This is a genomic window from Nocardioides dilutus, assembly GCF_054779555.1.
Window position 1 is genome coordinate 967,137 of the sequence record NZ_BAAGYA010000001.1, and the last position, 12,039, is coordinate 979,175.

Annotated in this window: 9 protein-coding genes and 1 pseudogene; 2 read left to right on the forward strand and 8 right to left on the reverse strand. The window is 71.0% G+C overall.

Going from position 1 to position 12,039, the window contains the following annotated elements; translation table 11 throughout:
• Nucleotides 1-31: 31 nt before the first annotated feature.
• Nucleotides 32-1,273 carry a fatty acid desaturase family protein gene (locus ACYVC6_RS04770; protein ID WP_460711499.1) on the forward strand — a complete coding sequence of 414 codons (1,242 nt, stop codon included), beginning with the start codon at nucleotides 32-34 and terminating at the stop codon, nucleotides 1,271-1,273.
• A 12-nt stretch (nucleotides 1,274-1,285) separates the two neighbouring features.
• Here the strand turns inward: ACYVC6_RS04770 and ACYVC6_RS04775 are convergent, their stop codons facing one another.
• Together ACYVC6_RS04775 and ACYVC6_RS04780 are read right to left on the reverse strand one after the other, a co-directional pair.
• Nucleotides 1,286-2,932, reverse strand: coding sequence for a diguanylate cyclase domain-containing protein (locus ACYVC6_RS04775; protein ID WP_460711501.1), 1,647 nt, complete (start codon nucleotides 2,930-2,932; stop codon nucleotides 1,286-1,288).
• Nucleotides 2,933-2,955: 23 nt separating this feature from the next.
• A complete protein-coding gene (locus ACYVC6_RS04780) occupies nucleotides 2,956-3,399 on the reverse strand; it encodes a hypothetical protein (protein ID WP_460711503.1) in 444 nt (147 codons plus the stop codon).
• A gap of 79 nt (nucleotides 3,400-3,478) precedes the next feature.
• Between ACYVC6_RS04780 and ACYVC6_RS04785 the strand changes: the two genes are divergently transcribed.
• Nucleotides 3,479-4,759 carry an HNH endonuclease signature motif containing protein gene (locus ACYVC6_RS04785; RefSeq protein ID WP_460711505.1) on the forward strand — a complete coding sequence of 427 codons (1,281 nt, stop codon included), beginning with the start codon at nucleotides 3,479-3,481 and terminating at the stop codon, nucleotides 4,757-4,759.
• 18 nt (nucleotides 4,760-4,777) lie between these two features.
• On the opposite strand, the gene ACYVC6_RS04790 is transcribed toward ACYVC6_RS04785, so the two are convergent.
• The 6 genes and pseudogenes from ACYVC6_RS04790 to ACYVC6_RS04815 all read right to left on the reverse strand — a co-directional run bounded on the left by ACYVC6_RS04790 (nucleotide 4,778) and on the right by ACYVC6_RS04815 (nucleotide 12,017).
• Nucleotides 4,778-5,494, reverse strand: a complete 717-nt coding sequence (locus ACYVC6_RS04790) for an ABC transporter permease (RefSeq protein ID WP_460711507.1) — start codon at nucleotides 5,492-5,494, stop codon at nucleotides 4,778-4,780.
• A gap of 13 nt (nucleotides 5,495-5,507) precedes the next feature.
• A pseudogene (locus ACYVC6_RS04795) lies at nucleotides 5,508-6,356 on the reverse strand (ABC transporter ATP-binding protein); the annotation flags it as partial.
• Nucleotides 6,357-6,432: 76 nt separating this feature from the next.
• Complete coding sequence (locus tag ACYVC6_RS04800) at nucleotides 6,433-7,383, reverse strand: ABC transporter permease (RefSeq protein ID WP_460711509.1); 951 nt, start codon at nucleotides 7,381-7,383, stop codon at nucleotides 6,433-6,435.
• A complete protein-coding gene (locus tag ACYVC6_RS04805; protein ID WP_460711511.1) occupies nucleotides 7,367-8,299 on the reverse strand; it encodes an ABC transporter ATP-binding protein in 933 nt (310 codons plus the stop codon). Before ACYVC6_RS04805 ends, ACYVC6_RS04800 begins: the two co-directional genes overlap by 17 nt.
• 56 nt (nucleotides 8,300-8,355) lie before the next feature.
• Nucleotides 8,356-8,679 carry a lipopolysaccharide assembly protein LapA domain-containing protein gene (locus ACYVC6_RS04810; RefSeq protein WP_460711513.1) on the reverse strand — a complete coding sequence of 108 codons (324 nt, stop codon included), beginning with the start codon at nucleotides 8,677-8,679 and terminating at the stop codon, nucleotides 8,356-8,358.
• 26 nt (nucleotides 8,680-8,705) lie between these two features.
• Nucleotides 8,706-12,017 (reverse strand): hypothetical protein, encoded by a 3,312-nt coding sequence (locus tag ACYVC6_RS04815; RefSeq protein WP_460711515.1) that lies wholly within the window; start codon nucleotides 12,015-12,017, stop codon nucleotides 8,706-8,708.
• Nucleotides 12,018-12,039: the final 22 nt, after the last annotated feature.

Consider the following 12,039-nt stretch of genomic DNA (forward strand, 5'->3'; position numbering starts at 1 on the left):
GTCCTCCCCCGACCTCCACCCGAGGAGTCCCATGACCGTCATCACCAAGCAAGCCGTCAACCCGACCGCCCACCTCACCCCCGAGGACATCGAGCAGATCGGTATCGAGCTCGACGCCATCCGCCAGGACGTCCTCGACAGCCGGGGGGAGAAGGACGCCGCCTACATCCGCAAGGTCATCGACGTGCAGCGCAAGCTCGAGCTCGGCTCGCGCGCCGTCCTGCTCGGCTCGGCGCTGCCGCCCCTGTGGATCCTCGGGACCGTCGGCCTGTCGGTCGCCAAGATCCTGGAGAACATGGAGATCGGCCACAACGTCCTGCACGGGCAGTGGGACTGGATGCGCGACCCGAAGATCCACTCCACGACATGGGAGTGGGACATGGCCACGCCGGCCGTGCAGTGGCAGCACTCGCACAACCAGGTGCACCACACCTACACCAACATCGTCGGCAAGGACAACGACCTCGGCTACGGCATCATGCGCGTCGACGAGGACCAGAAGTGGCACCCGTTCTTCCTCGCCCAGCCGTTCTGGAACTTCGTCAACGCCTGCTTCTTCGAGTACGGCATCGCGGCCTACGACCTCGAGCTCGGCCGCAACCTGCGGATTCCCAAGGAGAAGCGCCCCGCCGAGTTCAAGAGCAACGTCAAGAAGGTCCTCGGCAAGATCCGCAAGCAGGCCACCAAGGACTACGTCGTCAACCCGGCGCTGGCCCTGCCGTTCGGCGCCTTCCTGCCGACCCTGGCCGCCAACTTCACCGCCAACATCGTCCGCAACGTGTGGAGCCACTCGGTGATCATGTGCGGCCACTTCCCCGAGGGCGTCGAGACCTTCGAGCTGAAGTCGATCCCCGACGACGAGACCCGCGGCCAGTGGTACCTCCGCCAGATGCTCGGCTCGGCCAACATCTCCGGCTCCAAGGCCATGCACCTGATGAGCGGCAACCTGTCGCACCAGATCGAGCACCACCTGTTCCCGGACCTGCCGTCCAACCGCTACGCCGAGGTGGCGCCCAAGGTGCGCGCTCTGTTCGAGAAGTACGACCTCAACTACCACGTGGCGCCGATGCCGCAGCAGGTCTACTCGGCCTGGCACAAGGTCGTCCGGCTCTCGCTGCCCAACGGCTGGCTGGCCACGACCAACGTCAAGAACGCCCCCGAGCAGCTCAAGCTGCTGTGGGCGATGACCACCAAGGGCCCCAAGGTCCGCCGTGCCGCCGCAGCCAGGCTGCAGCAGGAGGCGCGCCGCCAGGAGCAGGGCCAGGCCGCCTAGTCATCCCGACCGTCAGGTCGGAACGGTGCTCATGCGGCGGGTCAGGACCGGGTCCTCCTCGAGGAAGGCGGCCCGACCCTTGCCGGCGCTCTTGGCGGCGTACATCGCCGTGTCCGCCAGGCGGAGCAGGAGATCGGCTGTCGCCTGACGTTCCTCGACGGCGTCGCTGGCTGCGAGTCCGGCCTGGACGGCCGAGGGTGACCTGTCGGCGTCCGGGGTCATGTCGATGGCCGCCCTCCGGTGGGTCGGGCGGGTGGCCGGCGCGGTGTCTCCTTCGTGGCGCGCGATACCGACGCTGATCGACGTACAGACTCGATGGCCGAGCACGTCGGTCTCGGTGCGCATGGCGCTGACGATGCGGTCGGCCACCTCCCGTGCGTCGGGGCAGTCCTCGAGCAGGATCGCGAACTCGTCACCTCCCAAGCGGGCGACCGTGTCTCCGACGCGCACACACGCCACGAGGCGGTCGGCGACCGTTCTCAGCAGGACGTCGCCGGCTGCGTGCCCGAGCTCGTCGTTGACCTCCTTGAAGTTGTCGAGGTCGCAGAAGAGGACGTCGATGGACGAGGATGTCGCGAGCAGCGCGCGGTCGAGCCGTTTGCCGAACAGCGCCCGGTTGGGAAGACCGGTGAGCGCGTCGTGGTTGGCCTGGTGCTCCAGCTGCCCCCCGGCTTCGGCCAGGGCCAGCAACAGTCGCTGGTTGTCGATCATCGCCAGGAACTGGCGGGCCAGCATCATGACCACGAGGGTGATGCTGAGCACGAGGTCAGCCAGGACGGACGACTCGGCCTGGAGCAGGTCCGCACACAGCGCGACCCCCGCGGCGACGAGCGGCACATAGGGCAACACCAGCCAGAACGCCGTGGCGCGGATCCTGGTCCGTGCGTCGCTCGCCTCGATCGCGTCGGCCGACTGGTTCGCCGTCATCCCCGACGCGGCCACGAAGAGGAAGCCGAACACCCAGCCCCCGCTGCTCACCAGGTCCGTGGACGAGTAGGTGCCGGTCGTGGTCATGTAGACGAACAGGCTGTCTGCGAGGGCGAACCCGCCGAGCCCGAGCACCAGCATGGTCAGCGTCACCCGCTCCGACTCGGACCGCAGCAGCGTGATCAGCAGCAGGGTGACCAGCACGACGTCCCCGAGCGGGTACGCCAGCGACAGAGCCAGGGAGAACGACGCGCCCCCGCTCGTCTCCACGACGGGCTCCATCACCGTCAGCCAGGACAGCACCAGCAGCGAGACGGCGATGATCGCGCCGTCCATCAGGTCGCGACCGCGAGCGGTCGCCTGGCTGCCCTGCGCGCCGGACCAGATCAGCAACCCCGCTCCGGCGACCAGCGGGAAGGCGAGGAAGCCCACGTCGGCGAGCGAGGGGAACGGCACCTCACGACCGAGCCCGACCTCGTAGAAGCTCCAGACGGCCTGCCCTGCCGCCCAGGAACCGGTGCCCGCGGCCAGGCACTGCCAGGCTCGACGTCGGGGGCCCTTGCTGCGCACCGCCGCGACCGCACAGCCGGCAGAGCCGAGTGCGGCAGCCAGGAGCTGGCCGCTGTTGCTGATCAGCGTGACCGTGGAGTCGCTGAAGGCGTCCACCCGGAGCAGGCCTAGGAACGCGGCGCTCAGCAGCGTCGCGATGGCAGCCCCAACCCACGTCCGCATTGTCTCCCCGTCGACGATCGGTCTCACCAGAGTGACACCGCGTCAGCGCGCCCGGAGCGGATTGCCGGAATCTCTCGGCGAGCTAGCCCGCTGCCTTGGTGACCAGCTCGCGGCTTCTCCTCGGCCCGGCCGATCTCGACCACGGCGTACGACGTCACCCACATCGCGCCGTCGTCGAGCTGGGCGGCCTCCTCGAACCCGAGAGTGGCGTAGCGGGTCTTGAACTTCGAGGCCGGTTTGAAGAAGACGACGACCTTGCCGTCGCGGGCGTAGGACGGGAAGCCGTACCAGGTCTTCGGGCGCAGGCTTCTCGATTCCTGACCGCTTCCCGATAGGGGCCGGTCCGAGGGAATCCCCCAGGATCGGTTGACGCATTGTCGAGAGTGTGTTCTAATAGTCGCATAGCGCTCCTTCCCGAATGGCGGGTCGTAGGCGCGGTGATCTCCGGGCGGATGCGACCGGGGCACGTCGTGGACGCACCGGGCCGGCAGAAGTCCTGAGACGAGGCCAGCTCAGGCGGCACCTCTGATGCGAGAGGCGTACGCCGTGAGCCAGGAGTCCTTCGTCCCGCCGGGGTCGCACCCGGTGTTGCGGGCCCTCGATGTGGTCGAGGATGCCCTGAAGGATCTCGCACTGGTGGACCCGGGGTTCATGTCCACCAGTGACAAGCGGGCGGCGTTGGTGCGTCAGGCGCGTGTCGAGGCCCGACTCAAGGAGCTGGGCCTCCGCGTTCTGGCGTCCAGCGGCGACGTAGCCGTCGACGAGGGCGCGCGGGACGTCGCCGGCTGGGTCGACCACCACAACCGGGTGGACCGGCCGACCGCGCGCCGTGAGCAGCGGCTGGCCGAGGGCCTCCAGGAGCGGTGGCGGCGAGTGCAGGCGGGGATGCGTCAGGGTGAGGTCAACGCCGAGCAGGCGCACGTCATCACCCAGGCGCTGGACGCCCTGCCCGACGGCCTGGACCCGGAGGTCGTGGCGGCCGCGGAGGAGCGGCTGGTCGCCGAGGCCGCCCACTTCGGGCCCCGGGAGCTGAAGGTGATGGGCCGCCGGATCCTCGACATCGTCGCCCCCGAGCTCGGCGAGGAGGCCGAGCGCAAGGCCCTGGAGGCCGAGGAACGCCACGCCGCGAAGAAGATCTACCTGACCGGCCGGCGCCTCGGTGACGGCAGCACCGAGGTCCGCGGCAACCTCCCCGACGCCACCTGGGACCGGCTGACCACCTACCTCGAGGCCTACACCTCACCCAGACAACCCCGACAGCAGCACGCATACGAGCCCGGCGAGTCCGGCAACCCCGAGGACCGGCGGCCCTATGAGATGCGGCTCGGGTCGGCGTTCGTGTCCTTCCTCGAGCACGTCGACCCCCAGCGGCTCCCACTGCACGGCGGCGACGCCACCACCGTGGTCGTGACCATCGACCACACCACCCTGGACAACCAGGTCGGCAGCTCCGGGGTCGCGATCATCGACGACCAGCCACTGTCCGCGGCCGCGGTCCGCCGCCTGGCCTGCACCGCCAACATCATCCCCGCCGTCCTCGGCGGCCAGAGTGAGGTCCTCGACCTGGGCCGCTCCCGACGACTCTTCAGCAGAGCCCAACGCAGAGCCCTCGCGCTACGCCACCGCCGCTGCCGAGCCCGCAACTGCCGCATCAAAGCCGCCTGGACCGAAGCACACCACCTACGACGACCCTGGGCCCAAGGCGGCACCACCGACCTCGACGACGGCACCCTGCTGTGCTGCTTCCACCACCACAAAGCCCACGACCCCCGCTACGAGACCCGCGTCCACCCCGACGGCGACCTCACCTTCCACCGACGGACCTAGACCGACCCGAGCGGGCAGCTACTCGTCACCCGTGAGGTTGAAGGCACGCAACTGCCAGCCGGTCCGCCAGACTGCGGCGCCGGCGACGGCGAGCATCGCCAGCACGGCGTAGGCCAGCGGCAGGTCGTCGACCAGGGACAGGTCGGCCACCTTGTCGACCACCTCGGTCGACCAGCGGGTCACGCTCAGCCAGCGGATGCCGTCGAGCAGGCCGCCCAGCAGGCCCTCCCAGACCAGCACGTAGATCAGCCCGATCACCACCGCGTGCCGAGTCATCACCGAGAGCAGGGCGAAGACGGCGCAGTACGTCGCACCGCCCGCCAGCGAGCCGATCGCGAAGCCGACCCCGACCTCGGGCAGGTCGGTGCGCAGGACCAGCCCGGCGACCAGCATCGGGAGCGCGCCGAAGACGACGACGCAGGCGAGGGCCACGACGAGCTTGCTCGCCACGATGGTGTGCCGCGAGATCGGCTTGGCCAGCAGGTAGGCGATGGACCCGTCGTCGATCTCGGGCGCCAGGAGCCCGGAGGTCGCGAGCAGCGCGATGAGCGGCACCAGGACGACCAGGCCGAGGCCGTAGAGCGTGAGCTCGGTGGCGTCGTCGTCCTGGCCGACGAGCGCCCGGACGAGCACGGCGAGGCCCACGAGGAGCAGAGGCAGCACGAACAGCAGGATGCCGCGCCGGCGCCCGAAGATGCCGTGCACGCCGAGCCGCACGATGGTCGGCGAGATCACCGGTTCACCCCCATCAGGACGACACCAGGTAGGAGAAGACGCTCTCCAGCGACTCGTCGGTCGGGGTCACCTCGTGCAGCCGGATGCCGTGCTCCCGGGCGAGCCGGGGCAGCACCTCGCTGAACCGGCCGAAGTCGGAGGCCTCGAGCTCGATGCCGCCCTCCGCGCGCAGCCGGGCGCCGCGGACCGACGTGTCGCCCAGGAGCACCGAGGCCATCAGCCGGTCGTCGGCGGTGCGCAGCACGAAGCGGTTGGGCCGATCGGTCATCAGCCGCCTGATCGCCCCGAAGTCGCCGGAAGCGGCGTGCCGGCCGGCGACCACGACCTCGATCTGGCGCGCGACCTGCTCGACCTCCTCCAGGATGTGCGAGCTGAACAGCACGGTCCGGCCCTCGGCGCCCATCGTGCGCAGGAGCGCCATGAGGTGGATCCGCTGCCGCGGGTCCATCCCGTTGAACGGCTCGTCCAGGAGCAGGACCGCGGGGTCGTGGACGAGTGCGGAGGCCATCTTGATCCGCTGCTTCATGCCCTTGGAGTAGGTCGCGATCTCGCGGTCCTGGGCATCGCTCATCTCAATGAGCGCGATGGCCCGCTGGGCCGCCGCACCGGCGTCGGTCAGTCCGTGCAGCTCGGCGCAGGCGACCACGAACTGCCGGCCGGTCAGGTAGTCGAACAGCGCCTCCCGCTCCGGGACGAGCCCGATCTTGCGGTAGACCTCCTCGTTGCGCCACAGCGCCTCGCCGTCGAGGGTGACCGAGCCGGTGGACGGGGCGAGGAAGCCCGACATCAACGCGATGAGCGTGGACTTGCCGGCGCCGTTGGGCCCGAGCAGCCCGGTGACCCCGGGGCCGATGGTCATCGAGACGTCGTTGACCGCGACGACGTTGCGATACCAGCGCGACACGTGGTCGATCTCGATGGTGCTCACGGCTGGCCGCTCATGGTTGCACCGTCCGGTAGCGGGCCATCAGGGCGCCGAGCGAGCCGAGCACCATGACCACCACCGCGGCGCAGTAGACCAGGCCCATCGCGGTGCTGTCCGGCGGTGTGACCGTGGCGTCGGGCGAGTCGAAGAGGAAGACCTGGACGCCGTTGACCAGGGTGTAGGGCGAGAAGAGCCCCGCGACCTCGCCGACCGAGTCGTTGCCGGCTTCGGTCGAGATGCCCTGGATCGTCGCGACGACGGTGTAGCTGACGAGCAGTACGACGATGACCGCGGCCACGGCCAGGCCACGGCGGACCGTCATCGCCGCGACCACCGCCGCGAGGCCGGAAAGGCAGGCGGCGAGCAGGAAGGCGCCCACGAGCCCGCCGAGGAACCGCCCGGTCTCACGGCCCAGGGGCAGGTCGGCGAGCAGCCCGCCGACGTACATCAGCAGCAGCGGTGCCCCGATGAGCACGAAGGTCGCCACGGTCAGGGAAGCCACCCGCACCAGGACGTAGACCGACCGGCGCATCGGCCTGGCGAGGTAGAGGGTGATGGTCCGGAACCGCAGGTCGCGCGACAGCAGGGTCGGTGCCTGCGCGGCGACGAAGACGGAGATGAGCAGCTGGGTGGTGATCGGGTAGGTCGAGTAGGCCACGATGTGCTGGTCGAGGTCGAGCACGTCCCGGGCCTGCACCAGCACCCCCGTCAGGATCAGCGCCGGCAGCAGCATCATCGCGAGGAGCATCATCGGCAGCACCTTCGAGCGACCCGACCGGCCCAGGCCGTAGGCGTTGCGCAGCCCGGTGACGAAGAACGCCAACGCGACCGGACCCTCGCCCAGCCGGGGGCCCGAGTAGGGCCGGTAGCCGAGGTCGTGGATGACGCCGGCCGGAGAAAGGTCGGCCGGAGAGAGGTCGGCCGGAGAGAGGTCGGCCGGGGGGAGCTCAGACGGGTTGGACATGACCGGCCCCTCCCTCGCGGAACACGTCCTCGATCCGGTGGTGGCGCTCCTGCATGCGCACCAGGCCCAGGCCGAGGTCGACGGTGAGGTCGCGTACGACGTCGGGCGTGGTCTCGTCGCGCACCTCTACCTCGATCAGGGCGCCACCGAGCGGGCGGGCCACCAGTCCGGCATCCACCAGTGCCTGGCCGAGCTCCCGGTCGGCGTCGGGACGGCCCTGGACCTCGACGACGAGGCTGCCGGTCGCGTGCAGGAACTCGGTGGTGGCCGACGAGCGCAGCAGCCGGCCGGCGTCGAGGACGACGACGTGGTCGCTGACCCGTTCCAGCTCCCCGAGCAGGTGCGAGGTCACCAGCACCGAGATCCCGAACTCGCGTCCGATCCGCTGCACCAGCGCGAGCATGTCGTCGCGGGAGGACGGGTCGAGCCCGTTGGTCGGCTCGTCGAGCAGCACCAGGCGCGGGTCGTGCACGATGGCCTGGGCCAGCTTGGCGCGTTGCTTCATGCCCGTGGAGTAGCCGCCCATCGGGCGGTAGCGCTCCTCGGCGAGCCCGACGTGCCGCAGCACGTCCGAGGCGCGCTCGCGGGCCGCGGCGTACGGCAGCCCCGACATCTGCCCCATGTGCACGACCAGGTCGCTCGCGGACACGTCGGCGGGCAGGCAGTCGTGCTCGGGCATGTAGCCGACCAGGGAGCGGATGACGGCGCCCTCGTGGGCGACGTCGTGGCCGAGCACACGCGCTGTCCCTGCGGTGGCGGGCAGCAGGCCGAGCAGGATCTTGATGAGCGTGGACTTGCCGGCGCCGTTGGCGCCCACCAGCCCGGTCACGCCCTCCCCGATCGACACGTCGAGCTGGTCGAGCGCGGTGACGGAGGGGAACCTCATCGTCAGGCCCGCGGTCTCGATGACGTGCACGCGGACAAACTACGCGCTGAGCACGAGCCAGCGGGCGCAGCCGGCGAACGAGACAGCTAACGCCGGTCGCGGCGGACCCGGCGACGCAGCTGGAGGATGCGCAGGGTCCCGGCGACGGTCGCGAGGAACAGCCCCGCGACGGCGGCGATAAGGATGGCCACGGCGACCGGCACCCGACCGTCCCAGGCCAGGAACGAGACCGTGGTCGTCCGGGTGTTCTGCGCGATGAAGACGATCAGCAGGACCAGCACGACGCCCAGGCTGACGGTGGCTGCCCAGAACCCGCTGGTGCGGGAACCACGCAAGGGGTCCTTGTGGTTCTGCCGGTCCAGCTCGTCGCGGAGTATCTGCTCCCGGGTCGGGCCCGAGTCTTCTCCCATGTGGTGACGGTACCCGCGTCCACGCGCTAGCGGCCAGAGCAGCCCGCCGACCCCCCGGGCAGGAGGTCGAGCACGTCGTCGATCGTGCCGAACCGGGTCGGTGGGTCGACCTCGACTGCGTCCGGACTGTCGTCGACGGACGCGACCGTGTCACGGGTGGCGCCGAACTCGAGGTCCTCGACGGGGTCCTGCTTGCAGAGGGCACCGTCCATCGCGGCGATGCTGCCCGCGGACAGCACCCAGCCCAGCGGAGCGGCGAGGCCCGGCCGGGTGGCCTGGTAGGCCACTGCGACCTGGTTGCCTCGCCACTCGTCGACCGCCGCTGCGGCGGCGGCTCCGAGGTCGGACGAGGACGACCAGAGCTGGTCGGTGGCGAGCATCGCGTGGGCCCGCTCGAGCTGGGCGCGGGCGGAGTAGAGCGCGCCCTTGGCCTTCAGGATCGTGATCGGCGGAACCAGCGCCTCCAGGGTGACGCCGCGCGGCCGGCTGACCAGGTCGGACCCGGTGCCGTTGTCGAAGTAGACGAGAAGCGGGACCACGAGCGTGTCCGCGGCGGGCTCGCCCCGACAGGCGCCGCCGGGGCTGGAGTCGGGGCTGGAGTCGGGGCTGGAGTCGGGGCCGGAATCGGGGCTGGTGTCGGCGGAGAGCACGCAGCTGTTGTGGTGGCGCACGTCCTCGAGCACCCGGGGCATCAGGTCGAGCAGGGTGCCGACACCGGTGTTCTCGGCGTAGCCGCCGTCCACGACCTGGGTGGCGACGTCGTCGCCACTTGGCAGCACGCCGTCCGGTCCGGGGCAGTCGACGACGCCGGACGGGGTGACGTAGGGGAAGCGGGCGGTCAGCAGTGCGGCGGTGACCGTGCGCAGCTGGCCCGTGCACTGGACCAGGTCCGTGCTCGCGGCGGCGGGCTGGCCGGGTGCGCACTCCGAGGTGCCTTCGCCGGGCAGCTGCACCTGGCTGATCAGGGTGCGGCACGACGTCGTGGGAGAGACCGAGTTGACGACCAGCGCCCCGGTGGGTCCCCAGTCCCAGCGCAGGGCGGGGCGGGGCCGCAGGAACGGACGGTCGAAGCCGTCGATGCCCTCCTCCCAGGCCTGCTCGATCAGGGTCCCGCGGTCCGACCAGGTGGCCCGGCCGGGCCGGTCGTCGAGGAGCGAGGGGACGGGTACGCCGGTGGCCGCATAGATGGTGTCGCGCACCACGAGACCGTCGGAGGCCGCGCCCAGGGCCTCGGGTCCGGCGATCGCGGTGACTGCGTCGGCCGCCGTGCCGGCGTCGCGGACCGACGCGATGGACAGGCCGACCGACCCACCACTGGCGCCGGAGGACAGCATCGCGCTGCGGCACACCGGCTTGACGGCGTCGCCGGTCGCGGCCGCCGGAGTGGCGAGCCGGTCGATCGCCGCGGTGGTCCAGTAGGCCGCGCGGATACCGCCGCCCTCCGCGGCGTAGAGCAGCAGGGGCCGGACCTTCAGCTCGGTCGCGCCGGACGGTGACTGGACGGGCAGCGGCTCGGCACACGAGCGGCCCGTCCTCAGCCAGGTCGTGAAGACACGGTCGAGCTCGGGGCGGTCCGCGGCGGCGAAGTCCGCGCCCGGCCCGGCGTACGGCCGGATCCGGTGGACGTCGTCGCCGCCGGCCAGGGCGGCGAAGAGACAGGCCAGCACCACCAGGGTGGTGACGGGTGCGAAGGGGATGCGCAGGGGCCAGAAGACCTCCGGCGCGCCACCGGGCTGGAACAGGATCACCGACGACGCGATGAGCACGCTCAGGCTGCCCAGGGCGAGCTGGAAGGTCGCGATCACCCCGACCTGGTCGGCGAGCAGGACCGGCAGCAGGCCGACCAGCACCATCACGACGCCGCTGACCAGGAGCACGGTCCATGCGGTCCGTTGCGGGGCGAAGCCGCGGAAGAACCTCCGGATCCGGTCGTCCATGTCTGCGTCGGGGTCGTCGGCGGGGAGCTCGCCCCGGTTCATCGAGATCCCGGGGGTGAGCTGCACGAGCAGCCGTTCGACAGGCCCGTCGGCGGCGAAGTCGGCGGGCAGCCCGCGTCCCCACTGCTCCAGCCTGTGGTGGGCCCAGGCCAGGGCGGGCCACGCGGTCAGCAGGGCGACCCAGCCGGCGACGAAGAGTGCACCCGACCACGCGGTCGCCCCCGACAGTGCGATCGGACCCGCGAACGCCCGGATCGCGCCGAGGCCGGCGACCACCGGCAGCAGCCCCACCAGCACGTCACCGACCAGGGCGGTGGTCCGGAAGCGCTGGATCCCGATGGCCGCCCGCGTCGGGCGACGCGAGTCGTCCTGGTCGTCCCACCGGCGACGGAGGACCAACGACACTGTCCCGACCGCGAGGGGGAACGAGCAGAACACCAGCAGCCGGATCCTGCCGATGTCGGCACCGGCCAGGCCCAGCCCGACGGCAGCGAGACCGAGCACCGCGGGCCCGAGGAACCACAGGCGCAGCAGCGGCTTCGGTGCCTCGTCGTGCTCGCGCCTGGCCTGCACCGGGCACTCGTCTGCCGTGCACGGGTGGCCTTCCCCGGCCCACTCCGGACAGGTGCGTCGCCACAGGTGGCCGGTCCGCTGCCGCCCGATGAAGAGAGTGGCCACGACCAGTGCGGCCATCACGACACCGGCCCAGAGGAAGTCGGCGTGGTGTCCGGGGTCGGCCCAGGCGCGCTGGATGTCGGGCAGCTGCTCGAGCAGGTCAGGTCCGCGCCCCAGGCTCAGCAGGGCCAATGGCAGCACGATCACCGCGGAGTAGCGGTGCGTGTAGAACGCCTTGGGCAGGCGGGCCAGGGTCCGGCGCAGCGTCCACAGTGCGAGCAGCGCCGCGGGCAGCAACGTCACCCACTTGACCACGGTCGCCGTCAGCAGCAGCCAGCCCAGCGGCGCGCCCAGCCCGATCAGCAGGTTCTCCAGGAAGTCCGCGCCCGCGCCCGCCAGCACCAGGACGACTCCGGCCCGGCCGAGCCTGGAGGGCACGAACCTGCGGAACCAGACGAAGCCGAGGAGCGCGTACGTCGCAGCCAGGGTGATGTCGGCCGCGGCGTAGATGCGCAGCCAGCCGTCGACCTGGCCGTTGACGGTCTGGGCCCGGTCGGCGAAGAACTCCCAGCCGTCCAGGGTCTCGCCCGGATGCAGCGCCGAGGTGAGGCCGGTCAGCCCGGTCGGTGACCATGTCCGCCCGTCGTCGAGCACCTGGGCCAGCAGGTGGTCGATCTCGCCGATGGTGATGAGCAGCGCGACAACCAGCGAGATGAGGACGGCGAGCCCGGCGTCCGGTCGGGGCAGCTCGGGCCGGACCTCGTCCTGGCGGACGTCGACGCTCACCTGCTCACCGTGTCGTCACCGG